The following is a 24541-nucleotide window of genomic DNA, read 5'->3' on the forward strand; positions in this document are numbered from 1 at the left end:
CGATTTTCATATATGCTGATAATTGACGTTCCAACGAAGCCATCTTTTTTCTAGAAAACGGGCGATGCTGTCGGCCAGCTTGCCGAACAGCGCGTAAAGCAAAATGCTGAAAACAACGACATCGGTCTGCATAAACTCGCGCGCATTCATGGCCAAATATCCAATGCCGCGGTCGGCCGCGATCGTTTCCGCGACGATGAGCGTCAACCACATAATGCCAAGGGCATAGCGCAATCCAACTAAAATCGAAGGCAACGCACCAGGCAGCCAAATGCGCCAAAACAGCTGCCATGGTCCAAGCCCATAGACGCGCCCCATTTCCAGCAAGCCGGCGTCGACATTGCGGATGCCGTGCAAGGTGTTGACATACATCGGGAACAGCACGCCTAACGCGACAAGAAACACTTTCGCCTCCTCTCCAATGCCAAACCATAAGATAACGAGCGGGATCAATGCTAAATGCGGAATATTGCGAATCATTTGGATCGATGTGTCCAACAATCGCTCAGCCGGACGAAACACTCCATTGAGCAAGCCGAGAAGAAATCCGATCGATCCGCCGATGGCAAAGCCAGTCAGCGCTCTCCAAAAACTGACGGACAAATGTTTCCATAATTCTCCGTTCGAAGCAAGATTCCACGCCGCAACAATCACATCAGTCGGCGCCGGCAGCACTCGCGAAGACAGCCAACCAGCTGCTGCTGCCGCTTGCCATGCAGCGAGTAGACCGATCGGCAACGCCCACGGCACAGCCTTCCCCCCAGCCCATCCCGTCCACCTTGATAATTTCACTTCATTTCCACTCCTTTCCATCGATTCTCGTCCAAAAGTTGTCTGCCCTTTCAGCCTGTTGGATGACGCATTCGAACCTAACCACGATCATGTTGTCAAGGAGGCAGACCGGCTTTCTATCATACATTCAGCCTCTCATCACTCTTGTGCGCATTTCTTCATTTCCCCTCACGCCAAACCGCCTCTTTCACGTCTATTTTCTTTGGCAGCAGCCCTAACTGAAAAAACTGGTCGGCGATTTGCTGCTGTTGAGCCACGACTTCATCGGTGACCGGCTCAATGTTGTATGTGCGCCGTTTGGCTGCCGTCTCCAGCGCCTGTTCATCAATGCCGAGCTCCGGAGCCAAAAACGCGGCTACTCCTTTCGGATCATTGCTTGCCCAGCGATCGACCTTCTTCAGCTCTTCCAAAATGATGTTGACAACATCCGCATGCTTTTCCGCAAACGATCGAGAAGCAAAGAAAAACTCCCGGTTGACTACTAATCCTTGCCCGTCTGCTATGACACGCGCTTTTCCGCCTTGCTCCGCCGCGGCGTAGAACGGATCCCAAATGACCCACGCATCGACGCTTCCTTGCTCAAAAGCAGCGCGCGCGTCTGCGGGAGGCAAATAAACGGGCTGGATGTCCGAAAGTTTCAATCCTGCTTTTTCCAACGCCTGGACAAGCAAATAGTGAACGTTCGATCCTTTGTTCAACGCCACTTTTTTCCCTTTCAAGTCCGCGATCGTGCGAATTGGCGAATTTTTGGGGACTAAAATCGCTTCAGCAGCCGGATTCGGCGGCGTGGTCGCCACGTATAAAAGCGGTGTTCCAGCTGCTTGGGCAAATACAGGCGGCGCTTCACCTGTATGGCCAAAATCCAAGCTGCCCGCGTTCATCGCCTCAAGCAGTTGGGGCCCACCGGGAAACAGCGACCATTGCACCGTATACCCCAACTTTTTCAATCGTTTTTCCAAATCCCCGCGCGCTTTTAGCATATTGAGCGTGCCATATTTTTGATAGCCGATCCGAATGGCCTCGCTTGCTTCCCCTTTTTGCGACGAAGCAGATCCTTTGTCTTCCTTCCCGCTATGTGCGTCGCATCCGGAGCCCATCCATAACAAAAAGACGATGGCCAGCATCCATAGTGCTTTCTTCTGTTTTAACCATTGATCCATCATTGTCCCTCCTCGTTTTCCTCATCTAATTCGCAACGGAATAAAGCGAAGCGGCATCACCTCCCAAAAAATAAACTATAACTATAGAAAAACTATGAATAAAAAATGTATAATACCTATATAACCGATATGAATTGTTGGTTATTAATATAAAGAAAATGCTTCCTGTTGTCAATCATTTTTTGAGGCCATCAAAAAAAATCCAGAGGTCCCTCCCTCTGGATTTTTGGTCATCGACATTACGCATGCTTGCTCACAAACTCCACAAGCGCCTCTTTCGGCTGATAGCCGATCGCTTTGTCGACAAGTTGGCCATCTTTGAACAGAAGCAGCGTCGGGATGCTCATGACGCCGAACTTCGACGCTGTTTCTTGGTTTTCATCGACATTCACTTTGACGATTTTCACTTTGTCGCCCATTTCGCGGTCAAGCTCTTCCAGCACCGGAGCGATCATGCGGCACGGTCCGCACCATGGCGCCCAAAAGTCAACGAGCGTGAGGCCGTCTTTCGTTTCTGCGGCGAACGTTTGGTCAGTGGCGTTGACAATCGCCATATGGATTCCCTCCCATCTTCTTGAATGCTGCAAGCAAAGTATACCATGGAATGCATGTCGGCGCGAATGTTTTGCTTCGTTTCTACTATTCGCTTTTGCCGCGGAATTTATCCGTCAAAAAACGGACGGCTGCAGCCGCCCGTGTTGTTCATTACGAATGCACTTTCAGTTTTTTGAACTCTTCGGTGAGGAGCGGAACGACTTCGAACAAATCGCCGACAATGCCGTAGTCCGCGACTTTAAAGATGTTGGCTTCCGGGTCTTTGTTAATGGCGACGATGACTTTCGAGTTGGACATCCCCGCTAAATGCTGGATGGCGCCTGAGATGCCGCAGGCGATGTAAAGGTCCGGCGTGACGACTTTTCCCGTTTGCCCGATTTGCAGCGAGTAGTCGCAATAGCCGGCATCGCACGCCCCGCGCGAAGCGCCGACCGCGCCGCCCAACACTTCGGCGAGCTCTTGGAGCGGCTTAAAGCCTTCGGCGCTTTTGACGCCGCGGCCGCCGGCGACGATCACTTTCGCCTCCGTCAAGTCGACGCCTTCCGCCGTTTTGCGGACGACCTCTTTGACAATCGCGCGCAAGTCTTTGATCTCGACGGCGAGCGCTTCCACGCTGCCTGAGCGCGACTCGTCGCGCTCAAGCGGCGCGATGTTGTTCGGACGCACGGTCGCGAAGATGATGCCATCGGTGACGATTTTCTTTTCAAACGCTTTTCCGGAGTAGATCGGACGCGTGAAAACGATGTTGCCGCCCGCCTCTTCGACGGCGATGACGTCGGACACAAGGCCGGCGTCGAGCTTGATGGCCAATTTCGGCGACAAGTCTTTGCCAAGCGCCGTATGGCCGAAGACGATGCCTTCCGGCTGCTCTTTGTCAATCACGGCTTTTAACGCTTGCGAATAGCCATCTGATGTATAAAATTTCAAATTCGGATGTTCGATGACGACGACGCGGTCCGCACCGCGGTAAATGAGTTCGTTCGCATGCGCCTGCACTTGGTCGCCGACGAGCACCGAGACGACTTCCCCGCCTTCGGCGATCGTTTTGGCGGCCGCAATAGCCTCAAACGAAACGTTCCGCAGCGATCCGTCCCGCACTTCTGCTAAGGTCAATACTTTACGTGCCATGTTTCAGTCCCCCTATCCTTTGATTCCCCGTTGTGCTTCATCCGAACGCCGACAGCGGTTTCCGCTTATACCACTTTCGCTTCGGAGCGGAGCAGCTGAACGAGTTCCTTCACTTGATCGGCGATCTCGCCTTGCAAAATTTTGCCCGCTTCGCGCTTCGGCGGCAAGAACACTTCAATCGTTTTCGTCTTCGCTTCAACATCGTCTTCGTCGAGGTCCAAATCGTCAAGCTCTAGCTCTTCAAGCGGTTTCTTTTTCGCTTTCATGATCCCCGGCAGCGACGGATAGCGCGGTTCGTTCAAGCCTTGTTGAGCGGTGACAAGGAGCGGCAGCGACGTTTCGATGATTTCCTCATCCCCTTCGACATCGCGCACGACCGTCACGTTGCCGCCGTCGGCAATGTCGAGCTTTGTGATCGTCGTTACATACGGAATGCCAAGCAGTTCGGCGACGCGCGGGCCGACTTGGCCGGAGCCGCCGTCAATGGCGACGTTGCCGGCTAAAATCAAGTCCGGGTTTTTGTCTTTTAAGTATTCAGCGAGCACTTTCGCCGTCGTATATTGGTCTTGTTCTTCGACATCATCGTCAATGTTGATGAGCACCGCTTTGTCGCAACCCATGGCGAGCGCTGTGCGGAGTTCTTTTTCCGCCTCTTCGCTGCCGACGGTGACGACCGTCACTTCGCCGCCGTGTTTGTCGCGCACTTGAATCGCTTCTTCAATGGCGTATTCGTCGTACGGATTGATGATGAATTCTGCCCCTTCCTCGTTAATCTTGCCGTTGACGATGGAGATTTTTTCTTCCGTGTCAAACGTGCGTTTCATTAACACAAAAATGTTCATGTCGTTCCCTCCTCGGTTTGATTGAACATTGTTTCATGTTCCAACATTCAGATATTGACAAAGATTATTTCCCTTTAAAGACGGGCGGCCGTTTTTCCAAAAACGCCTGCACGCCTTCTTTTGCATCCTCGGATCCAAACACGCGGCCAAACCATTCCGCTTCCTCGCGCACGGCCTCGGCAAACGATTTTTCCTTCGCGGCGTTGAGCAGTTCAATCGTCGCACGGACGGAAAGCGGACTTTTGGCGGCGATCTTTTTCGCCAGCGCTTTGGCCTCGTCAAGAAGCCGCTCTTCCGGCACCGCCTTGTTGGCAAGCCCCCATTGCACAGCCTCTGCGCCGGTAATCGGCTCGCTCGTCCACATCATTTCGGCTGCCTTGCCAAAGCCGACGTAGCGCACAAGCCGCTGCGTGCCGGCAAATCCGGGGATGATGCCGAGCTGCAGCTCCGGCAGGCCGAGTTTAGCGTTTTCCGCCACGATGCGGATATGGCAGCTCATGGCCAACTCCAATCCACCGCCAAGCGCCGCGCCGTGAATGGCAGCGATGACCGGTTTGGAAAAGCGTTCGATCCGCTCCATCACGAGCTGGCCGTTGCGCGACAAGCCGGATGCCTCCTCGACGGAAGCGATGGACGTGAATTCTTTAATATCGGCGCCGGCTGAGAAAAACCGCCCCTCGCCATGAAGCAACACGACGCGCACGTCCGGGTCGGTCTCAAGCTCGTCCAACACGGTTGAAAGCTCTTTCAAAACAGCGGATGCAAGAGCGTTCGCCGGCGGCCGCGAAAACGTCACGACGGCGACGAACTCCTCTTTCGCTACGCGAAAAAAATTCATGAAGCCTCTCCCCTTTCTGCCTTTCCTAACGTCCGGCGGCGCACCCTTTGACGAGCAGTTCGTACACCGGATCGGCGAGGGCGGCCAAGTCATACTTTTGCTCGTTCATCACCCACGTCGTCACCGTTTCATCCAGGGTGCCAAAGATCATTTGCCGAGTGAGCCGGACGTCTAAATCTTGGCGAAACTCCCCTTTTTCCATCCCCTCCATGATGATGCGGTCGATGAGCCGCAAATATCCTTTCAGCACCTCATTGATGCGATGGCGCAGCTCTTTGTTCGACTGGCGCAGCTCAAGCTGCGTCACGACCGCCATATGCGGATCAGCGGCGAGGGCGGAAAAATGAGTTTTCACCAATACATACAATTTCTCTAGGGGGCTTGAAATTCCTTCTGTCTCTTGTTCAATTTTCTCGATGAACGCCCCCATCTTTTCCTGAAAAAGCGAAATTAAAATATCCTCTTTGTTTTTAAAATAAAGATAGATCGTGCCGTCGGCGACACCGGCCTGCTTGGCGATTTTCGACACCTGTGCTTGATGGTAGCCGTGCTCGGCGATGACGACGACGGCCGCGTCAATGATTTGCTTAAATTTCGGCTTTTCCCTCCGCAATATGGATTCTCCTTTTCTCATCTCACTTTCCATCCGCCAAATGAATGAACCATCATTCATATTTTCATTTTACGGGCAATTCTGCCGATTTGTCAAGCTTCTTTTTCTCCTCTTCCACCAACACGCGGCGCAAAATTTTGCCGACCGCCGTCTTCGGCAATTCGCTGCGGAACTCGTAGATGCGCGGCACTTTGTAAGCAGCCAGGCGCTGGCGCATAAAGGCGTCAAGCTCCTGTTCGCTGCACATCTCCCCCGGCTTTAACACGACGAACGCTTTCACCGTCTCGCCGCGGTACGGATCGGGAACGCCGATCACGGCCGCTTCCTGCACTTTCGGGTGCTCGTACAGCGCTTCTTCGACTTCGCGCGGGTAAATGTTGTAACCGCCGGCGATAATGACATCTTTCTTGCGGTCGACGATATAAAAATACCCACGCTCATCCATATAGCCAATGTCGCCGGTGTACAGCCATCCGTCGCGCAGCACTTGCTCAGTCTCCTCCGGCTGGTTCCAGTAGCCTTTCATCACTTGCGGCCCGCGCACGACGAGTTCTCCACGCTCGCCGGGCTTTGCTTCCTCACCCGTTTCCAAGGAAACGATTTTCGCGTCCGTATCCGGCCACGGAACACCGATGCTTCCTTTCACCCGCTCCCCGTCCCAAAGGAAGTTGCTATGGGTGACAGGGGATGCCTCGGTCAACCCGTATCCTTCAATCAATTTTCCGCCCGTCACCTGTTCAAACTGCTCCTGCACCTCAACCGGTAGCGGAGCGGATCCGCTGATGCAGACGTTGATTGATGATAAATCATACTTTGGAAAATCTGGATGATTCAACAAAGCGATGTACATCGTCGGCGCGCCAGGAAACATCGTCGGGCGGGTGCGTTCGATCGTCTTCAACGTTTGCTTCACGTCAAAGCGAGGAAGCAACACCATTTTGCTCGCCATCATCACAGACAAATTCATCACCGTCGTCATGCCGTACACGTGGAAAAACGGAAGCACGCCGAGCACCGTTTCTTTTCCTTTTTCGCATTTATACACCCAATGGGCGCACATGAGCGTATTGGCGATCAAGTTGCGATGCGTCAACATGGCGGCTTTCGGACGCCCCGTCGTGCCGCCTGTATATTGCAACAGCGCGACATCTTCCACGGGGTCGATGTCCACCCCGATCGGAGCGGTTTCCTTGCGGCTCATGATCGTGCGGAACAGATGAACAGTTTCGCTTTCCGCGATGCGGACAATCGGCATATTTTGCTTCCGTTGCACAAGCGGATACAGCCATTTCTTCACCGTGGGCAAATACTCTTGCATTCTCGTGACAATCCAATGCTTGACCGGCGTCCTCCCTTTCACCTTTTCCGTCTTTGGATACAAAAGATCCATCGTCACGAGCACCGAGGCGCCGCTGTCGTTCAGCTGGTATTCAAGCTCATACTCGGTGTAAAGCGGATTCGTCTGCACGACGATGCCGCCCGCTAGGAGCGTCCCGTAGTAGCTGATCACCGCCTGCGGGCAGTTTGGCAGCATAATCGCCACCCGATCCCCTTTTTTCAATCCGATCGTCCGCAAATAATGCGCGAATGTCAATGCTTGCTCGTACAGCTCGCGAAACGTCATCGTTTTGCCCAAAAAGTCAATCGCCTCATGGTCTCCGAATTGTTCCGCCGTCTCCCGCAAATAGTCAGAAAGCGTTTTCTTTGGATAGTCGAGCGTAGCAGGAATGGACGGCGGATAATGAGCGAGCCACGGTTTTTCCATATGCATCCCTCCTTGTTTCTATTTTATTTCACTTTTTGTAATTTTTCATCAAAAAAAAACGCCTCGCCTGAGCGAGACGTCACCAAAACCAGTACACCAAACCAATGAAGAAAAAGCACGCACAAATGACAAACAAGATTTTCGCCAGCACATCGACCGACCGGTTGCGCACCGCCATATACGCGATGCCGGCGATCAAAAGCAGCCCGACGGCGATCAACAACCATTTGACTACTGCGTTCATTCGTTGTTCCCCTTTACTGAATCCCTTCGCCGATGACAAACGACAAACCGACGGAAATGACCATCGAGATAAAGCCGACCGCCCGGTTGTCGTTGGCGATTTCATCATCGATGTTAAACTTCGGCGTCAAAAATTCATAAATAAAATACGCTGCGAGCAGAAGCAAAAACCCGTACACGCCCCAGCCGACCATCGACAACAGCGACTCATGGTGGGCGAGCGCGTAACGAAAAATATTGGCAATGCCAAAAATCTTTCCGCCGGTTGCCATCGCCACCGCCATATTGCCTTTTTGAATTTCTTCCCAGTTTTTATACTTCGTGACGAGTTCAAACACGGCCAAAAACACCACGATGCACAGCACGGCGACGCTGAAATTGGCAGCGGTTCTCACCATTTCGTGCTCCCAAAACGGCGCCATCATTCTCGCCCCCATCATTTCAGTTCCACGACCGTCACCCCGGTCCCGCCTTCATTCGCCTCACCAAATCGGAAGCTTTTGACCGCCCGGTGCTGCTTTAAAAACTGCTGCACCCCTTGGCGGAGCGCGCCTGTCCCTTTGCCGTGGATGATGGAGACGCGCGCATATCCGGCGAGCACGGCGTCATCCAAGTACTTCTCAAGCCGAAGGAGCGCGTCTTCGTACCGTTCGCCGCGCAAATCAAGCTCAAGGCTCACATGGGCGTCCTTGCCTTTCACGGTCGCAATCGGCGTCACGTCGTTCACCGGCGCGCTGCCGATGTATTCTAAGTCACGCTCGTGAATTTTCATTTTCAAAATGCCGAGCTGCACTTGCCATTCATCGTCCGACACTTTTTCGATCAAGTAGCCTTTTTGGTTGAGGCTCGTCACCTTCACTTCATCACCCGGCTGGAATACATGGCGCGGCGCCTGTTTTTTTGCTCTTTTCCGTTTCTCGACTTTCGGCACGGCGGCGGCGAGCCGCTGTTTTGCCTCGGCGAGCTCGTGTTCTTTCACTTCCGCCTGCTTTTCTTTTTGCAGGCGGCGCAGTTCATGAATCACTCGCTCGGCTTCGCGCTCGGCGGCGCGGATGATGTCCGTTGCCTGCTTCGCCGCTTCAGCCAGCCGCTCTTCTTTTTCCTCTTCGAGCGCTTCGAGCTTTTGCTCCCACTCGGCGCGCAGCCGCTCCGCTTCCTCCAGCGCCGCGCGCGCCCGCGCTTCGTCTTCCTCGGCTTGCTTTTTGCTTCGTTCGAGCGACGCGATCATGTTTTCCACGTTATGGCTTTCCGCGCTCACTTGCGCTTTCGCCCGCTCGATAATCCGCTCATCCAACCCCAAGCGGCGTGAGATGTCAAAGGCGTTGCTGCGGCCGGGAATGCCGATCAATAGTTTATACGTCGGACGGAGCGTTTCGGTGTCAAATTCAACGCTCGCGTTCACCACCCCGGGGCGGTTGTAGCCGTACGCTTTCAATTCGGGATAATGCGTCGTCGCCACCGTCCGCGCCCCGCGCCCGTGCACTTCATCCAAGATGGCGATGGCAAGCGCCGCCCCTTCCTGCGGGTCGGTGCCCGCTCCGAGCTCATCAAACAGCACAAGGCTTTGGCCATCGACATGGCGCAAAATGTCGACAATATTGACCATATGGGACGAGAACGTGCTCAAGCTTTGTTCGATCGACTGCTCGTCGCCGATATCCGCGTACACTGCGCGGAACACCGCCGCTTCCGATCCGTCGGCCGCCGGGATAAACAGCCCCGCTTGCGCCATTAATGTCAACAAGCCGACCGTTTTCAACGTCACCGTTTTCCCGCCGGTGTTTGGGCCTGTTATGACGATCGTCGTATAATCGCCGCCGAGTTCAATGTCATTCGGCACCGCCTTTTCTTGATCAAGCAGCGGATGGCGGGCCTGCACAAAGCGAAGATAGCCTCGGTTATTGACCGCTGGCTTCGCGGCTTGCAGCCGGCGGGCGTATTTCGCCTTGGCAAACGCAAAATCGAGCGCCGCAAGCGACTCAACCGCCCGCGCAAGCGGTTCAGCCTGCTCAGCGACTTTTGCCGACAGTTCGCGCAAAATGCGTTCGATTTCTTGCTTTTCTTTCGCCCGCGCTTCGCGGAGTGCGTTGTTCAACTCGACGACCGCCTGCGGCTCGATAAACAGCGTCGCCCCGGACGCCGACTGGTCGTGGACGATGCCGCCATAGGCACTGCGATACTCTTGTTTCACCGGAATGACATAGCGGTCGTTGCGGATCGTAATGATGGCGTCCGACAGCCGCTTTTGCGCCGACGGCGAGCGAATGATGCTCTCAAGCTTCTCGCGGATGCGCGTTTCCACTGACCGAATTTGCCCGCGGAGCGAACGGAGGCGGTCGCTTGCGGCATCCAATACCTCGCCATGATCGTCGATCGAGCGGCGAATGTCATGCTCAAGCGCCGGCACCTCCACGAGCTCATCGGCATAAATGGACAGACGATCCAATCCCCCCTGCTCTTCATGCAGATCCATAATCAGCCGTTTCATCTGCCGGCTTGCGGTCAAGGTGGATGCCGTTTCCACGAGTTCTTGCGGACTGAGCACGCCGCCGATCGCCGCCCGTTTCAAATGAGGGCGAATGTTGACAACTCCGTCAAGCGGCGCATAGCCAGCAAGTCGCAAAACAGCGGCCGCTTCATCCGTTTCCTCAAGCCAAGCGGCCACCTCCTCCAAATCGGATGACGGCATGAGCGCCTCGATTTTTTCCAAACCGAGCGGCGAGGACGCATGCTCAGCCAACTGCTCTTTCACTTTATCGAACTCCAAGGTGTGAAGCACTTTTCGTTGCACGTATCTGACCCCCAGCTCATTCATTTCGTTCGTTTGTCGCGCAAAAACTGCCGCAGCTTGTCAAGCGGCCATGTGTTGATGACCGTTTCGTTCTTGATCCAGCCTTTCCTTGCCGTCGCCACGCCAATAGCCATATCATCAAGCATGTCCAAATGGTGGGCGTCCGTGTTAATGGCAATATACGCCCCCGCTTCCTCGGCTTTTTTCACGTAAGCTGCCGACAAATCGAGACGGCTCGGGTTGGCGTTTAACTCAAGCACCGTGTTCGTCTCGGCCGCGAGTTCCATGAGCCGCTCGAGATCGACGTCATAACCGCCGCGCTGGCCGATGAGCCTTCCGGTCGGATGGGCGATGACATCGACGTACGGATTGCGAAGCGCCGCCTCGAGCCGCTTCATGATCGCCTCGCGCGGCTGTTTGAACGCAGAGTGAATGGCGGCGATGACAAAATCCAGCTCCTTGAGCACGTCATCATCGTAATCGAGCGTCCCGTCCGGCAAAATATCCATCTCAATGCCGGCGAGGATGGTAAAATCCGAATAGCGCGCGTTCAGCCGTTCGATTTCCTCGCGCTGGCGCCGCAATCGATCCGGCGTCAAACCGTTGGCGACTTTCAAAAATTGCGAATGGTCGGTGATGGCCATATACCGATAGCCGCGGCGGCGGCACGCCTCAACGAGCTCCTCAAGCGAACACGCCCCGTCGCTCCATGCCGAATGCATATGCAAATCGCCTTGAATGTCTTCAAGGCGGACAAGCGGATATCGGTCCGAATAGCGCTCGATTTCCGTGCCGTCTTCACGCAGCTCCGGGGGAATGTGCGGCAGCCCGAAATGGGCGTAAAACGCCGCTTCATCCGGGAACGTTTTCACCTTGCCGGTCGCTTCGTCTTCCACGCCGTATTCGCTGATTTTCTCCCCGCGCTCTTTGGCGAGCTGGCGCATGCGCACGTTATGCTCCTTCGATCCGGTGAAATGATGGAGCGCGGTCGCAAACTGCGCCCCGCTGACCAGCCGGAAGTCGACGGCCACATCGTCGTCATAGCGAAGCAGAAGCGACACTTTTGTCTCCCCAGCAGCGATGACCTCACGGACACGCTCAAAACGAAGAAGCCCGTCGCGCACCGCAGCCGGACGGTCGGTGGCGATGACATAATCCAAATCTTTCACCGTTTCGTTTACGCGCCGCAAACTGCCGGCCCGCGAGAAGCGAATCACGCCGTCAAGACAAGCAAGCTGGCGTTCCACATCCGCCGCGGCGGCGAGCACCCGAGCGAGCGGCAGCCGCTCAGGGCGTTTGCCTGCCTTTTCAATGGCCGCAAGCAGCTTTTCTTCCGTTTTCGCGCCAAAACCGGCAAGCGCGCGCACTTTTCTAGCCAAGCACGCTTCTTTCAATCCATCCATATCGACAATACCGAGCTCTTGATGCAGCTTGGCGATTTTTTTGCCGCCAAGCCCCGGGATCTTAAGCAAGGAAAGAAGCGTTTCCGGAATATCGCGCTTTAATTCCTCGAGCACCGATGATGAACCGGTTTCGACAAACTCGGTGATGATCGCCGCCGTGCTTTTGCCGATGCCGGGAATGGCGGTGAAGTCGCCGATTTCCGCGAGGCTCCGCTCATCCGTTTCCAAGGCGTTCGCCGCTTTGCGGAAGGCGTTCACTTTAAACGGATTCTCCCCTTTGATTTCCAAATATAACGCAATCGTTTCCAACAGGCGGATGACATCTTTTTTGTTTATGTCCATGCCGTCCCCTCTCTTTCCAACACCACGGCCACATTCCAGCAAACATAGTCATGAATCGGTGAAAGCGTTTGTCGTCCTTCAAGCAGGTCATCAGACGCGGCCATGAATCCACCAGTTGCCAAGCATCTCCGACAACACCGGCGTATGTTTCACAATCACGGTCGCCATAAGCGAACGCTGCAGCTGCTCCTGCACGCTGTCAATCGGCACGAGCGCCCCGATATACAACAGCAAAAAGACGAGCAAATACACTTCCGCAAACCCGAGCGCCGCCCCCGCCAGACGGTTGACGCTTCGCAAGAGCGGCAACTGGGCGACGAAATCAAGCATCGAGCCGATGATTTGCAGGACGATTTTCACAGCAAAAAACAAAAGCGCAAAGGAAATCGCCCGATAATAGGCATCGTCCAAATGCGTGCTCTGAAACAGCAGCTTCATCGTCTCCGGGTCTCCGAACGTCGGATACGGAATCCAAAGGCGCAATGTCGGCACAAACCGTTCATAATAGCGATAGGCGACGAAAAAGGCGATCAGAAACCCGGCCATATGAATGAATTGAAGGATAAAGCCGCGCTTCAGCCCGATCATCGCCCCCATCAACAGGACAAACAGCAGCACGACATCAATCATCCTGTTTCCCGTCCTTTTCCTGTTTCAGCTGTTCCGCCAGCCGTTGATATTGTTCTTTCAGTTTGAGATACTCACTGGCGATGTTGACGGCTGTCAACACGGCCAGCTTCGGCACATCAAGGAGCGGATTTTTCTCGCTGAATTCATGCATTTTATCATCAACGAACGCCGCCACGAGCCGGATGTGGGCCGGGCTTTCCGCGCCGACGATCGTGTAGTCTTGTCCATAGATGCGGACGCTCACTCGCGTTTTTGGCTGTTCTGTCAAGCTTTCTCCCCCATTTCGCCAAATCCTACTGTTTATCATATCATGAACGCTGGTATAATGGAAAGAAGCGACACACAGCAACGATAGAGAAGATAAAGGAGCGATCGAACATTGTCAAACTATGTGATTCAAGCCGACCAACAGCTGCTTGACGCCTTGCGCGCCCACTATGAAGGCGCCTTGTCCGACCGGCTTCCGGCTGGAGCGTTGTTTGCCGTCAAACGCCCGGATGTCGTGATCACCGCCTACCGCTCAGGCAAAGTGCTGTTTCAAGGGAAAGCGGCGGAGCAAGAAGCAGCGAAATGGATATCAGGGGCGAGCGCCTCAAACGAAACAGCTGACCACCAGCCGTCCGCTTTGGCAGCTCATCAACTCGGGTCTCTTTCCGCCATCGGTTCCGATGAAGTCGGCACCGGCGATTATTTCGGCCCGATCGTCGTCGCCGCCGCCTACGTGGATCGGCCGCATATCGCCAAAATCGCGGCGCTTGGCGTGAAAGATTCGAAACAATTGAACGATGAGGCAATCAAACGGATCGCCCCCGCCATCATGGAAACCGTGCCGCATGCGGTCACCGTGTTGGACAATGCCGAATACAACCGCTGGCAGCGAAGCGGCATGCCGCAGACGAAAATGAAGGCGCTGCTTCACAACCGGACGCTCGCGAAACTTGTTGACGCCATCGCGCCCATCGAACCAGAAGCGATCATCATCGATCAGTTTTTAGAACGCGGCTCGTATTTCCACTGCCTCGCTGATGAAACGCGCATCGTAAGCGAGCGGGTGCATTGCCTGCCAAAAGCAGAAAGCGTGCACGTGGCGGTCGCCGCCGCCTCGATCATCGCCCGCTATGTGTTTTTAGAGGAGATGGAGCAATTATCCCGCGCCGTCGGCCTCCTGCTTCCAAAAGGTGCCGGCGCCATCGTTGACGAAGCCGCCGCCCGGATCATCCGCGCGCGGGGGGAAGAAGCGCTCGCGGCGTGCGCCAAGCTTCATTTCGCCAATACGAAAAAGGCGCTTGCCATCGCCAAGCGCCGGAAGTGAAGGAGTGGAATTGATGAACAATGATGTTTGTTTGAGTTTATCTAGCACCACGGGTAATATGTGTGTCCCTGCATCTCGTCATGAAGAAAGGGTGCCCCGTTCTCTTGGGACACCCCTTTGCCGCACATTCAGCCTTTATCGCTCACGCCTGCTCTTCCAGCGCGGCGACGACTTTTTCCGCCGTGCTTCGGCTTGATTGCGGATTTTGCCCGGTGATCAAGTTACCGTCGCGCACCGAGAAATCGGTCCATTTCTCGCCGTGGACGAAATTTGCACCGCGCAGGCGCAGCGTCGACTCGAGCAAAAACGGCATATGCACATCAAGCCCGACTTCACGCTCTTCTTCATCCGTAAATGACGTGACCGTTTTTCCTTTCACAATCGGCGTGCCGTCTTTGTATGTGGCGTTCACCAGCCCTGACGGACCGTGGCAGACAGCGGCGATGATGCGCCCGTCTTCGGCAAACTGCTGCAAGACGTATTGCAGCGTTTCATTGTCGGGAAAATCGAACATCGTCCCGTGTCCACCGGGAAGGAAAATGGCGTCAAACCCGTGTGCATCGTCCTTGCTTAAACGTGTTGTGTTCTTCAGCACTGCTTCCGCCTCCGCCCAAGACGGGTCTTTTTCATTGATGCTGCGCGGGTCAAGCGGCACCTCGCCGCCTTGAATGCTCGCCACTTTCACGTCATACCCTTTTTCTTTAAATACCAAATACGGTACGGCAAACTCCTCAAGCCAAAGCCCGGTTTTATGGTCGTCGGTGATCGTCGTATGGTTCGTCACCACCATGAGCACTCGTTTCGTCATGCGGCAGCCCTCCTTTAGGTTTTGGAATGTTCTCTACTACTCATCATACTTTATGTTGGGCAAAAGAGGAAAAAATATGCTTTGTGAAATGGAAAAGGAATGAATCGCTTAAGATACGTGCCTGTCACGCCCAGGATGACGATCATAATCGTCGGTGGAAGTGCGGCATACCGTTGTCCTTGCAAAAGAGAGGACGAAAACAGCCGCGCCCAATAGTACAACAGGCGTTCTGACATACTATACTGAAGGAAGAAGAGAAATGCAAATGCAGAAATATGGGTTTGTAAGGAAAAGTAAGGAGAGAACGATCGGTGAGCATAGGAGAGTATAATGTTTCTTTGAAAAACTCACCATCGCAAAAAGCTTGCGTGACAAAGACATTGAATTAGAAGACAGCATCATGCACATGTTTCGAAAAAGGTCTAAATGAATTGCAACGGTCTTATAACAGCTTATTAAGAAATTTTTGCAAGTCTTCTGGATCTTGAATAGGATTCACATAATTCAATCCCCATTTTTGCAAACGTACAAAATCTTTATCATTATTGCTAAACAATGTCATTCCTTTTGCAATCGCTGTAGCAGCAATAAGCGCATCCCCTGCTTTTAATGTTTTTCCGGTTTCCATCTTACATTTTCTTCGTAATTCCGCTGCTTTTTCTGCTATTTCGAAGTCCACGTTGTATAGCGTTGATGCCCGAATATAGCTGTATCGCTTATGACGAATGGCTTCGTTCGTTTCTACCTTTTCATATGAAAGAAACTCCATCGCAACAACGCTAGACATTGCGATTTCAAAACCATCGTTTAACAGTTGGGTGAAGAGGTGTTTCACTGGCTCATAGCCCAAATAATGATAAACATAAATGTTATTATCAATAAGTGCGATATTACTCAAGCTCATTATTCCTCCATTCTTCTTCCCGATTAGCCATCTTAAGCAACTCTTTTACATTTTCACCAGCGAGAACGGCACTACCTGCTAAGCTTTCAAAAGCTTTCACTTTATCCTCGGTACTCAACGGTTTCGGCTTCACGATCAATTTATCTGTTTGTTCTTCAATAACAGTCAACTGCAATAAATTCGCTTCCTGTAACGCCCGCTTAACTAATTGAAAAATATGCACGTAGTCGTGGCGCTCATCTTCATTATGATTTTTTAAAATGTCTACATTTCCCATTGCTATCCCTCGCTTTCTGTATATTTTTATTATACCATTCAACACCAACCAAGTATATCAAAAATATAGACGCATTCTTCCAAATATATAAGTTGCAATAAAGAATTTCCGAATTTTTCGTTTCCGTTTTCATCTCGATACGAGCTGATACGGTGTAGCATGGCGGGGAATCAGTTGGATGTAAAACAAAATTTCAACTTATATGGATAAAAGAATGAAAATGCATGTGTAAAATAGTACCTTTTCTCGCGGTTTCCCTTTTCGTTCAATAAGCGCATACAACAAAAACGTAATAATAAGCAAGTATAGAAGTTGAAATAGCATAAAGCAGTTATTCTCCCCACGGTAACGGTACTCTCTGTCCTAATGAACAAGTATCTCGATTGCAGGGATTGAAGTGGCACTAGATGACATATTTGTAGACGTATTCACTTGTCACACTAGGGCTAGTTGAGCGCTAGCGCTCAACTAGCACCACGGGTGAATTGTTGTCGTTTCCTATCGCTTTTCCTCTTGCATCAAACTAAAACAGAACATATATTCCATCAAGTAGGGGCAGGCTTTAAGCGGCATCGATTTTGGTTGGATCTTTGGACCTGCTTGCAGTCCTCCATTCATTATCAAAAAGAAACGCCGTTCCCTCAGCCATATGGGAGCGGCGTTGGCTCGCCATCTTAACTGATTTTTTGTTGTTCCAGTCCGTCCACTTCACTCACCGGTTGCCGAAACGGCCACCAGTTCGCGCGACCGAACGTGCGGACCATGACCGGCACAAACAGCGGCAGGACGACGAGGGCGTAAAGCAGGAGCCCTGTCAGCACAATCGTCGCAATTTGCAAAAGCGACAGGACGCCGGACGGATACATCGCGGCGAACGTTCCGCCTAAAATGACGGCGGCCGAGATGATGACCGTCCCCATATGGCCCATCGCTGACAGCATCGCTTCCTTCACCGGCCGGCCGCGGTATTCGTTGAACCGATCCATGAGGAAGATGCTGTAGTCGATGCCAAGCGCCAACAGCAACACAAAGGCGAAGAACGACACCGCCCAGTTCAAGCCGGCATAGCCGAGGCCGTTGACGAAAATGAGTTCGGTGACGGCCATCGATGTGTAATACGTCAGGACGAGCGACAAGATCAAATAGAGCGGCATGATCAGCGAACGAAGGAGCGCTGCGAGCACGATGGCGATGCCGATCAACATCAGCACGGCCGTCCGTTTATAGTCGGCGTTTGAGATCGCCTGCAAATCGGCGTACGTGCTTGTGACGCCGCCGACAGCGATCGTCGCGTCTTCCCACTTCGTCCCTTTCACCGCCCGCTCAGCGGCGGCGTGAATGTCATCCACACGGCTGAGCGCCGATGTCGAATACGGATTTTCTTTTAAAATGACATCAAACGTCACGATGCGCCGGTCTTTCGACATATACGCGTCTTTCGCCTGCGCAAAGTCTTTGCTTTCGCGCGCTTCCTTCGGCATGTGCCAGCCAGCCATGTCTTTCTCCGGCGCCGATGACAAATCGGCTAAATACGTTTCCGCCGTTCCGAGGCCGTCCGCCACTTTATGCAGACCGGACGCGCTTTGGTCCAAGCCGTTTACAAGCTGGTCGAGCTGGCCGCCAAGGGCGGAGAAATGCTCAAGCAATTGGCGCTGGCCGCCGTTCACTTGCTCAAGCCCTCGGGAGAATTGCGGCAATTTGTCAACCGCCTGTTTCTGGCCGTCGGCCGCTTTCGTCAACCCGGCTTCGAGCTCCGAAAGCCCGGCGATGATCCGGTCCAAGCCGCCGTTGACCGCCGCTTGGCCGGCCGCAAGCTGGGCGAACGAGTCGTTCGCTTTCGCCAAGCCGGCGCGCGCCTGCTCAAGCGCCCCGTTCAACTGTACGAGGCCGTCCGCCATTTCGTTCGTCTTTTCGGACAAGGCGGCGACCGTCATTTTCGCTCGTTGATATTGGGCGTCTTGCGCGAGCTCCGGATGTGCCTGTTCGACTTGCGCAAGCATCGCCTGCACGGCGGCGAGCTGATTGGCGACGGCCTTTAATCCCGCTTCGATTTGCCGGTACTGGCCGCTTAATGCCGACAGCCCTTGTTCCGTCTGCTTGTAGCCGTCAAGCAGCTGCGCGGCGCCTTCCTGCAGCTTTTTCGCATTGTCGCGAAGCGTCACTAAGCCGTTTTGCAGCTCGCCGGCGCCCACCGCTCCACGACGCACGCCTTGTTCGATTTGACTAAGGCCGTTTTGCAGCTGGCGCAGACCGTCTTCAAGCCGCTCCGTTCCAGAGACGAGCTGGCCGATGCCGGATGACGCCTGCTTGAGCTGCGGCGCGGACGAGGACAATTTTTCGCTTGCCGTCTCAAGTCCGGCGCCGATTTTCTCAATCCCCTCTTTGCCGGCGCCGAGGCCGTCTTTGAGCTGTTTCGCCTGTTCGGTGACATACAGCTCCTGAATCGGCTCTCCGGTCGGACGCGTCGCCGAGCGGACGCTTGCCACGCCATCAACTTTTTCGATCTCGCGGCTCATTTTCTCTATCAACGCCAGCCCTTCTTCCGAATCAAGCGGCTCTTTGCTTTTTACCACCACCTGCGTCGGCATGGCATCTCCCGGATTGAAATGATCGGCGATGATGCGAAATGCTTTGACCGAACGGTAATGATCGCCAATCTCTTCCATGGAGTCAAACGACAGCTTGCCGTTGTATGTCGCGAGCACCGGCACCGTCACAATCCCAACAATCGCCAGCGCCAGAAGCGGACGGGCGAAGGCAAAGCGACCGGCGGCGAGCCAAAGCCGGCTTTGCCCGTGCTCAAGCTTCCCGCGCACCGGCCAAAACAGCTTCTCGCCAAGCACGGCCATGAAAAACGGCACGAGCGTCATCAAGGCGGCAAGCAAGACCGCCACCCCGACGGCGACAGCCGCCGCCGATTGATACAGCTTAAACGTCGACAAGCCGATCGCCGCAAAGCCGATCATGACGGCCAAGCCGCTTGCCGCCACCGTTTTCCCCGCCGTCCGGTACGTGGCGGCGATCGCCTCCGCCCGGTCGCCGCGCTTCGCCAGCTCTTCCTTAAACCTGCTCAGCAGCAAAATGCAATAGTCGGTCCCAATGCCGAACAACACGGCGACTAAAAACGTCTGCGTAAACGTCGACAACGGAAAGTTGACCTGATCGACCAAAAACGCCACGACTGACTGCGAAACGACGTACGTCGCCCCGACCACAAGCAGCGGAATGAGCGGCGCTACCGGCGAACGGAACACGGCGAGCAAGACGATTAAAATAAAAACGACGGTGATCCCTTCCGTTTTTTTCACGCCTGCCTGTGAGCTTGCCACCACATCTTCATCGATCATCCAGCCGCCGGTGAAATAATGCTCGACTTTGACGCCGCTGACGGCTTTATATAAAGCATCCGTCAGCTGTTTCGCCGTCCGGCCGGCCGGGTCGATGGTGATGGAAATGAGCATCGTCGTCCCGTCTTTGGAGATGAGTTCTTTTTCGAGCTTCGGGTTGGCAAACGGCGAGACGATGTTCGTGACATGAAGCTCCTCTTTTTTCTTTTCGAGCGCGTTTACCGCCCGTTCAATCTCTTTTTTGTCATCCGCCGTCAACCCGCCTTTTTGGTAAAAGACAAGCACCGCGGAGCGTTCGTTTTGTTTGTTTTCCTGGCTGTTCGCCTCTTTGATCAGCTTGGCCGCCAATGACGACGAGTAGCCGTCAGGTACGCTCAACTGCCCTTTCTCGCGGACAAGCTCGCCCATGTTCGGCGCCGTCGCCATGAGCACGGCCGCCATGGCGATCCATGCCGCAAGTACGAGCCATTTTCCTTTGATGATCGCTTTCATGTCGCCTCTTCCACCTCCTGCAGCACGCGGGCCAGCCGCTCATACGTGCGGATGAACGCTTCAATTTCTTCTTCCGGAAAGCGGGCGATTACTTCTTCGACGAGCCGATAGACGCTGCGGTCCATTTCCTCTACCCATGCTTCCCCCTGCTCCGTCAGCGATAAGACGATGACGCGCCGGTCGTTCTCGTCACGGTCGCGGCGTAGCCAGCCTTTGTCGACGAGGCGATTTGTCATCGCCGTCACCGCGCTTTTGTTCACGCCAAACATCGCAGCGAGCTCCGTTGACGTGCACGCCCCCCGCCTGCGGATGTAGCGAAGCAAATAATATTGATCGTGCGTCATCTCTTCGCAAAGACTGCCTTTGACAAGCGCCGCTCCGCGTTTCATCACGAGAAACGACACGGACAAATAGCGGTCGATCCATTCGTCGATGTTTCGTTCCGGCATTCCTTCACCTCCATTTGTTCAACAATTGAACAATTTGTCCAAACATCTCCCTCGGGACGGCGGTTTTTTTTATTTAGTTCAATGATTGAACTATTAGTAACGATACCAAGGAAAAAAGAAAAAGTCAACGAGAAATGTGAGCAAAAGAACATCGAGTCTGTCCTCCCATTCCGAAACAAAGGAAATGTTTTCAAAATGATTACACGGCCTTCACGAACGCTTAACATCCAGCTTGTACGATAAAAGTGACCAAATCATCTGAAAAAGGAGAGGAGAACGATGTTCCGATCGAAACGCCGGGCGGCACGGATGAGTCGGGAGACGGCAAAACGATCTCCGGCGAAGACGGTCCGTTTCCAATTGCCCGCTCTACGCAAACGTTCGCCCTCGACTGGACGACAACAGGCCACACCGCCGCCGATGTGCCGCTGACCGCCATGGGTCCGGGGGCGGAGCGGTTCACCGGCGTGTACGAGAATACACGCATTCATGATATTCTTGAAGAATTATTGTTTGGAAAAAGCAAAAGATAACGCATCCGTGTTTCGGTCGTTGTCCTTCATCGATCGATTGGTTATAGTAGCCATCGATAAAGTATCGCAATGTCTTGAATCTCTCTTCCACTCTTGCCCTCGCCATTCTAGTCTCCTCCCCTGGCTCAACAAATCGCAATCTCTTTTCTCCCCCCCGATCAGAAATCAAGCCCGTTTTTCATTGCCGCTCATCACCGCCCCACGTGATAGCCAAGCCACGCGAGCCACACGCCACACAAATACGTAGCCGCCAAATAAACGACAACCTTCGCCCATTGGCGTTGCTGCATCATTTGCACGCTTTCCCATTTTAAGGTCGAAAACGTGGTGAACGCGCCCATAAAGCCCGTGCCAACAAGCAGTTTTGCGGCATCGGCGGCGCCGCTTCCGGCGAGCCAGCCGAGCAAGAAGGACCCAAGCAAGTTGACAATGAGCGTCCCGAGCGGAAAACGCGGCGAACGCCGAGCCGCCCAGCGGCTGACGAGATAGCGGGCCATGGCGCCGAAAAAACCGCCGATCGCCACAAACAGCGGTGCGTACATTATCCAATCCCTTCCTTCCGTTCCGGTTGAGCGGCGGCATATCCAGCCCATGAGGCGAGCAACCCGCCAAACAGGCTGGCAGCGATATAAACGGCCGCCATGCCAAAGCGCCCTTGTTCCATCAATTCCACACATTCAACGCTAAGCGTCGAAAACGTCGTATACGAACCGACGAACCCGGTCGTTACGGCTGTTTTCAGCCATGGCGGCCACGCGGGGCGGCGGGTGAACATCACGGTGAACCAGCTGAGCAAAAACGAGCCTGTCCAGTTGATGAAAAGCGTCCCGAGCGGAAAGCCGCCGACGGCGGCGGCGGGAACAACCAAACCGAGGCCATAGCGGACAAGCGCGCCGATCATGCCGGCGATGCCGACAGCGAGATAGACCAATAAGGACCCCTCCTTCCAAAAATGAACAGACTCCTGCCGCTTCAATTTGCAGCAGGAGTCATCAGCCGGAAGCCGGCGGTTATGGCGAACTCCATCGCCTATTCGATTGGCATCGCCTTTATTTTACCATATATCCCCTCCCAATGGGAAGCAGATTCAACGGCTTGGTCGGAACCCGTGTTGTTCGAATATTTGGAGCGCTTGTTCGCTCGTCAAATAATCATACAACTCCCGCGCCTCCTTGAGATGTTTGCTCGTCTTGACAACACCAAGCGGATAGACGATCGGGTCGTGCATGCCGCTTGGCACGGAGGCGGCGATCTTGACTTTGTCCGACACGAGCGCGTCCGTCCGGTACACAAACCCGGCGTCGACGTTGCCCGTTTCGACATACGTCAACACTTGGCGGACGTCTTTGGCAAGAACAAGGTGCGGCTTGACTTTTTCCCATAACCCGGCATGCTCAAGCGTTTGTTTCGCGTACATGCCGGCCGGCACCGACTCGGGGATGCCGATCGCCACTCGTTTGGCGCGGGTGATGTCATCGAGCGACTGAATCGCCTCTTCTCCTTGTTTCGGAACGATGAGCACCAGCTCGTTGGCGAGCACGGTTTTTTCGTGTTTGGAATCGATCAGCCCTTCCTTTTTCAGTTCCTCAAATGGCTCGGCAGCCGCGGAGAAAAAGAGATCGACCGGCGCCCCTTCGGAAATTTGTTTTTGCAAGGCGCCCGACGCGCCAAAATTATATTGGATGCGGATGTTCGGGTGCTTTCGTTCAAACGCCGTTTTCGCTTCTTCCAGCGCTTCTTGCAGACTGGCCGCGGCGGAGACGGTGAGCTCCACTTTGTCCGCCGATTTCGTTTGCCCAGCCCCCTCTTTCGAACCGCTGTCGCAGCCATACAAGCCGAACAACAAGACCACCGCGACAAGCCATGCCATTTTTCGCATCTACATCCCCCTTATCTTTTTATATGTAATGATATCTAATTATAAATAATGATAAATAGTTATGAAAGAAAAAATTTTTTCACCTCCCTTTCTTTGCGCTACAATGGAAGAAAGGAGGATTGCATGATGCCGGAGCCGCAGTCATACACGATTGAAGAAATCGCTTCCTTATTAAAGGTGTCAAAACTAACGGTGTATGATTTAGTGAAAAAAGGGAAGCTGCCCGCCTTTCGCGTTGGGCGGCAAATGCGGATCACCGCGGATGATCTCAAGCGGTACATCGCCGGGCAAAAAGGGGAGGCAAGCACCGTTTCCCCCGCCGTTTCACGGCCGACCGAAACCGCTTTTCGCCCCATCATCATCAGCGGTCAAGATATGGCGCTCGATTTGCTTGGCGCCCATCTCGAGAAAGGCGGCCCTTATCAATCGCTTCGCACCTATACGAGCAGCCTCAACGGATTGATCGCTCTATACAAAGGGCAATGTGACATCGTCAGCGTGCATTTGTTTGACGGGCAAACGGGTGAGTACAACCGTCCCTATGTTGAAAAGCTGTTGACAGGCCATGCGTACATCATGGTGAACTTGATGCGCAGGCCGATCGGGTTTTACGTGCAAAAAGGCAATCCGCGCGGCATTCAAACGTGGAGCGACTTAGGAAGGAGCGACGTCGTGATCGTCAACCGGGAAAAAGGAGCGGGGGTGCGTGTGCTCTTGGATGAACAGCTGCGCCTGCATGGGCTGTCACCGTCCGCTATTCGCGGCTATGAGCGTGAGGAGACAAGCCATTTGAGCGTCGCCTCCGCGGTGGCGGCGGGTCTCGCTGATGTCGGCATCGGCACGGAAAAAGTGGCGCGAATGGCCGGCGTCGAGTTCATTCCGCTGATGAAAGAGCAGTATGATGTCGTCATGCTGCGGACGCGGGAGAACGAACCGCTCATCGCCGCCGTCTTGAACGTGCTTCGCTCCGATTTGTTCCGCACCGAACTCGAAGCGCTTGGCGGATACGATGTGTCGCAAACCGGGCAAATCATCGCCGAACGCGGCTGACAGGGCAGCACAACCGCATCTGTATCGACGCAACGAAAACGTTTACCATCTCCTTAACGGAAAAGCCGCTTGTCCATTTTTTCGACTGCCAAGGCTTGCCTCCATCACGTCTTGGCAGTCGATCCAATGCTTAGGAAAAGCGACGAATCTTAAAGCTTCAAATGGCATCTATATGCATGTTTTGGACATCAGGCGATGATTCAGCGGAACCTTCCAAATCCTATTTCCTTGCTCCGATTCTATGCCATCCATCCAAAAAAAGGGGCTGACCCAAAAGTCCGCCAAAAAGCGGACTTTTGGAGTCAGCCCTCTCTGGTTTTTGTATATTTTACCAAACGGAACAAAATTCCGACTCTGTTCTCCCCCTCATTTACGCCACCAAGGACAA

Annotated in this window: 25 protein-coding genes, 1 pseudogene and 1 riboswitch; of the genes and pseudogenes, 3 read left to right on the forward strand and 23 right to left on the reverse strand. The window is 53.9% G+C overall.

Features of this window, described 5'->3' with window-relative positions:
* Positions 1-6 precede the first annotated feature (6 nt).
* From ssuC to zapA, 14 genes are all read right to left on the reverse strand, one after another.
* On the reverse strand, positions 7-813 hold the full coding sequence (ssuC, locus tag ETC02_RS03200) for an aliphatic sulfonate ABC transporter permease SsuC (RefSeq protein WP_171698045.1): 807 nt from the start codon (positions 811-813) through the stop codon (positions 7-9).
* Positions 814-950: 137 nt separating this feature from the next.
* Positions 951-1952, reverse strand: a complete 1002-nt coding sequence (locus tag ETC02_RS03205; RefSeq protein WP_171698046.1) for a sulfonate ABC transporter substrate-binding protein — start codon at positions 1950-1952, stop codon at positions 951-953.
* A gap of 239 nt (positions 1953-2191) precedes the next feature.
* Entirely contained in the window at positions 2192-2506 is a 315-nt protein-coding gene (trxA, locus tag ETC02_RS03210) for a thioredoxin (RefSeq protein WP_015375556.1), read from the reverse strand.
* A gap of 151 nt (positions 2507-2657) precedes the next feature.
* Complete coding sequence (locus ETC02_RS03215; protein ID WP_047818828.1) at positions 2658-3635, reverse strand: electron transfer flavoprotein subunit alpha/FixB family protein; 978 nt, start codon at positions 3633-3635, stop codon at positions 2658-2660.
* Between the two features lie 65 nt (positions 3636-3700).
* Positions 3701-4477 carry an electron transfer flavoprotein subunit beta/FixA family protein gene (locus ETC02_RS03220; RefSeq protein ID WP_171698047.1) on the reverse strand — a complete coding sequence of 259 codons (777 nt, stop codon included), beginning with the start codon at positions 4475-4477 and terminating at the stop codon, positions 3701-3703.
* A 64-nt stretch (positions 4478-4541) separates the two neighbouring features.
* Positions 4542-5315: an enoyl-CoA hydratase gene (locus tag ETC02_RS03225; RefSeq protein ID WP_050367651.1), complete on the reverse strand. Its 774-nt coding sequence runs from the start codon at positions 5313-5315 to the stop codon at positions 4542-4544.
* A 25-nt stretch (positions 5316-5340) separates the two neighbouring features.
* Positions 5341-5928 carry a fatty acid metabolism transcriptional regulator FadR gene (locus ETC02_RS03230; protein ID WP_011232163.1) on the reverse strand — a complete coding sequence of 196 codons (588 nt, stop codon included), beginning with the start codon at positions 5926-5928 and terminating at the stop codon, positions 5341-5343.
* A gap of 64 nt (positions 5929-5992) precedes the next feature.
* Complete coding sequence (locus ETC02_RS03235) at positions 5993-7693, reverse strand: long-chain-fatty-acid--CoA ligase (RefSeq protein WP_305847204.1); 1701 nt, start codon at positions 7691-7693, stop codon at positions 5993-5995.
* 79 nt (positions 7694-7772) lie between these two features.
* Entirely contained in the window at positions 7773-7937 is a 165-nt protein-coding gene (locus ETC02_RS03240) for a hypothetical protein (protein WP_171698049.1), read from the reverse strand.
* Positions 7938-7950: 13 nt separating this feature from the next.
* Positions 7951-8358 carry a DUF350 domain-containing protein gene (locus ETC02_RS03245; protein ID WP_033010786.1) on the reverse strand — a complete coding sequence of 136 codons (408 nt, stop codon included), beginning with the start codon at positions 8356-8358 and terminating at the stop codon, positions 7951-7953.
* Positions 8359-8372: 14 nt separating this feature from the next.
* On the reverse strand, positions 8373-10727 hold the full coding sequence (locus ETC02_RS03250) for an endonuclease MutS2 (RefSeq protein WP_371810042.1): 2355 nt from the start codon (positions 10725-10727) through the stop codon (positions 8373-8375).
* Between the two features lie 20 nt (positions 10728-10747).
* On the reverse strand, positions 10748-12472 hold the full coding sequence (gene polX / locus ETC02_RS03255; RefSeq protein WP_171698050.1) for a DNA polymerase/3'-5' exonuclease PolX: 1725 nt from the start codon (positions 12470-12472) through the stop codon (positions 10748-10750).
* Positions 12473-12562: 90 nt separating this feature from the next.
* A complete protein-coding gene (locus ETC02_RS03260; RefSeq protein ID WP_044742486.1) occupies positions 12563-13102 on the reverse strand; it encodes a CvpA family protein in 540 nt (179 codons plus the stop codon).
* Positions 13095-13370: a cell division protein ZapA gene (gene zapA, locus ETC02_RS03265; RefSeq protein ID WP_014196491.1), complete on the reverse strand. Its 276-nt coding sequence runs from the start codon at positions 13368-13370 to the stop codon at positions 13095-13097. Before zapA ends, ETC02_RS03260 begins: the two co-directional genes overlap by 8 nt.
* A gap of 111 nt (positions 13371-13481) precedes the next feature.
* On the opposite strand from zapA, the gene rnhC reads away from it, so the two are divergent.
* Positions 13482-14414 carry a ribonuclease HIII gene (gene rnhC, locus ETC02_RS03270; protein WP_171698051.1) on the forward strand — a complete coding sequence of 311 codons (933 nt, stop codon included), beginning with the start codon at positions 13482-13484 and terminating at the stop codon, positions 14412-14414.
* A 142-nt stretch (positions 14415-14556) separates the two neighbouring features.
* Here the strand turns inward: rnhC and ETC02_RS03275 are convergent, their stop codons facing one another.
* The 6 genes from ETC02_RS03275 to ETC02_RS03300 form a co-directional block, all read right to left on the reverse strand.
* Entirely contained in the window at positions 14557-15222 is a 666-nt protein-coding gene (locus ETC02_RS03275) for a type 1 glutamine amidotransferase domain-containing protein (RefSeq protein WP_033010793.1), read from the reverse strand.
* A 50-nt stretch (positions 15223-15272) separates the two neighbouring features.
* On the reverse strand, positions 15273-15458 hold the full coding sequence (locus ETC02_RS18335) for a PD-(D/E)XK nuclease family transposase (protein ID WP_080729623.1): 186 nt from the start codon (positions 15456-15458) through the stop codon (positions 15273-15275).
* Positions 15459-15664: 206 nt separating this feature from the next.
* The gene (locus ETC02_RS03285) at positions 15665-16120 is read right to left on the reverse strand and encodes a PIN domain-containing protein (RefSeq protein WP_063211092.1); all 456 of its coding nucleotides are present in this window, start codon (positions 16118-16120) and stop codon (positions 15665-15667) included.
* Positions 16113-16403, reverse strand: coding sequence for a hypothetical protein (locus ETC02_RS03290; RefSeq protein WP_033010796.1), 291 nt, complete (start codon positions 16401-16403; stop codon positions 16113-16115). Before ETC02_RS03290 ends, ETC02_RS03285 begins: the two co-directional genes overlap by 8 nt.
* Before the next feature lie 674 nt (positions 16404-17077).
* Positions 17078-20242, reverse strand: coding sequence for an MMPL family transporter (locus ETC02_RS03295; RefSeq protein ID WP_171698052.1), 3165 nt, complete (start codon positions 20240-20242; stop codon positions 17078-17080).
* Positions 20239-20691: a MarR family winged helix-turn-helix transcriptional regulator gene (locus tag ETC02_RS03300; RefSeq protein ID WP_171698053.1), complete on the reverse strand. Its 453-nt coding sequence runs from the start codon at positions 20689-20691 to the stop codon at positions 20239-20241. The genes ETC02_RS03295 and ETC02_RS03300 overlap by 4 nt, the downstream gene beginning before the upstream one ends.
* 287 nt (positions 20692-20978) lie before the next feature.
* Between ETC02_RS03300 and ETC02_RS03305 the strand changes: the two are divergent.
* Positions 20979-21224 (forward strand): annotated as a pseudogene (locus tag ETC02_RS03305) (alkaline phosphatase); the annotation flags it as partial.
* A gap of 191 nt (positions 21225-21415) precedes the next feature.
* Here ETC02_RS03305 and crcB (ETC02_RS03310) read toward each other — a convergent pair.
* The 3 genes from crcB (ETC02_RS03310) to modA form a co-directional block, all read right to left on the reverse strand.
* Positions 21416-21766 carry a fluoride efflux transporter CrcB gene (gene crcB, locus ETC02_RS03310; RefSeq protein WP_011232176.1) on the reverse strand — a complete coding sequence of 117 codons (351 nt, stop codon included), beginning with the start codon at positions 21764-21766 and terminating at the stop codon, positions 21416-21418.
* Entirely contained in the window at positions 21766-22155 is a 390-nt protein-coding gene (gene crcB, locus ETC02_RS03315) for a fluoride efflux transporter CrcB (RefSeq protein WP_011232177.1), read from the reverse strand. Before crcB (ETC02_RS03315) ends, crcB (ETC02_RS03310) begins: the two co-directional genes overlap by 1 nt.
* Before the next feature lie 45 nt (positions 22156-22200).
* Positions 22201-22263, reverse strand: a riboswitch (Fluoride riboswitch).
* Positions 22264-22311: 48 nt separating this feature from the next.
* The gene (modA, locus tag ETC02_RS03320) at positions 22312-23103 is read right to left on the reverse strand and encodes a molybdate ABC transporter substrate-binding protein (RefSeq protein ID WP_050367656.1); all 792 of its coding nucleotides are present in this window, start codon (positions 23101-23103) and stop codon (positions 22312-22314) included.
* A gap of 126 nt (positions 23104-23229) precedes the next feature.
* On the opposite strand from modA, the gene ETC02_RS03325 reads away from it, so the two are divergent.
* Complete coding sequence (locus ETC02_RS03325; RefSeq protein ID WP_025039322.1) at positions 23230-24153, forward strand: helix-turn-helix transcriptional regulator; 924 nt, start codon at positions 23230-23232, stop codon at positions 24151-24153.
* Positions 24154-24541: the final 388 nt, after the last annotated feature.

This window comes from Geobacillus sp. DSP4a (genome assembly GCF_013096875.1).
GTDB classification, from domain to species: Bacteria; Bacillota; Bacilli; order Bacillales; family Anoxybacillaceae; genus Geobacillus; species Geobacillus thermophilus.

Bases quoted from the DNA above. Each gene is read 5' to 3' on its own strand.
- ssuC (WP_171698045.1), bottom strand. From the start codon at position 813: ATGGAAAGGAGTGGAAATGAAGTGAAATTATCAAGGTGGACGGGATGG.
- ETC02_RS03205 (WP_171698046.1), bottom strand. From the start codon at position 1,952: ATGGATCAATGGTTAAAACAGAAGAAAGCACTATGGATGCTGGCCATC.
- trxA (WP_015375556.1), bottom strand. From the start codon at position 2,506: ATGGCGATTGTCAACGCCACTGACCAAACGTTCGCCGCAGAAACGAAA.
- ETC02_RS03215 (WP_047818828.1), bottom strand. From the start codon at position 3,635: ATGGCACGTAAAGTATTGACCTTAGCAGAAGTGCGGGACGGATCGCTG.
- ETC02_RS03220 (WP_171698047.1), bottom strand. From the start codon at position 4,477: ATGAACATTTTTGTGTTAATGAAACGCACGTTTGACACGGAAGAAAAA.
- ETC02_RS03225 (WP_050367651.1), bottom strand. From the start codon at position 5,315: ATGAATTTTTTTCGCGTAGCGAAAGAGGAGTTCGTCGCCGTCGTGACG.
- ETC02_RS03235 (WP_305847204.1), bottom strand. From the start codon at position 7,693: ATGGAAAAACCGTGGCTCGCTCATTATCCGCCGTCCATTCCTGCTACG.
- ETC02_RS03240 (WP_171698049.1), bottom strand. From the start codon at position 7,937: ATGAACGCAGTAGTCAAATGGTTGTTGATCGCCGTCGGGCTGCTTTTG.
- ETC02_RS03245 (WP_033010786.1), bottom strand. From the start codon at position 8,358: ATGGCGCCGTTTTGGGAGCACGAAATGGTGAGAACCGCTGCCAATTTC.
- polX (WP_171698050.1), bottom strand. From the start codon at position 12,472: ATGGACATAAACAAAAAAGATGTCATCCGCCTGTTGGAAACGATTGCG.
- ETC02_RS03260 (WP_044742486.1), bottom strand. From the start codon at position 13,102: ATGATTGATGTCGTGCTGCTGTTTGTCCTGTTGATGGGGGCGATGATC.
- ETC02_RS03275 (WP_033010793.1), bottom strand. From the start codon at position 15,222: ATGACGAAACGAGTGCTCATGGTGGTGACGAACCATACGACGATCACC.
- ETC02_RS18335 (WP_080729623.1), bottom strand. From the start codon at position 15,458: ATGTCAGAACGCCTGTTGTACTATTGGGCGCGGCTGTTTTCGTCCTCT.
- ETC02_RS03290 (WP_033010796.1), bottom strand. From the start codon at position 16,403: ATGGGAAATGTAGACATTTTAAAAAATCATAATGAAGATGAGCGCCAC.
- ETC02_RS03295 (WP_171698052.1), bottom strand. From the start codon at position 20,242: ATGAAAGCGATCATCAAAGGAAAATGGCTCGTACTTGCGGCATGGATC.
- ETC02_RS03300 (WP_171698053.1), bottom strand. From the start codon at position 20,691: ATGCCGGAACGAAACATCGACGAATGGATCGACCGCTATTTGTCCGTG.
- crcB (WP_011232176.1), bottom strand. From the start codon at position 21,766: ATGTACGCACCGCTGTTTGTGGCGATCGGCGGTTTTTTCGGCGCCATG.
- modA (WP_050367656.1), bottom strand. From the start codon at position 23,103: ATGCGAAAAATGGCATGGCTTGTCGCGGTGGTCTTGTTGTTCGGCTTG.
- ETC02_RS03325 (WP_025039322.1), top strand. From the start codon at position 23,230: ATGCCGGAGCCGCAGTCATACACGATTGAAGAAATCGCTTCCTTATTA.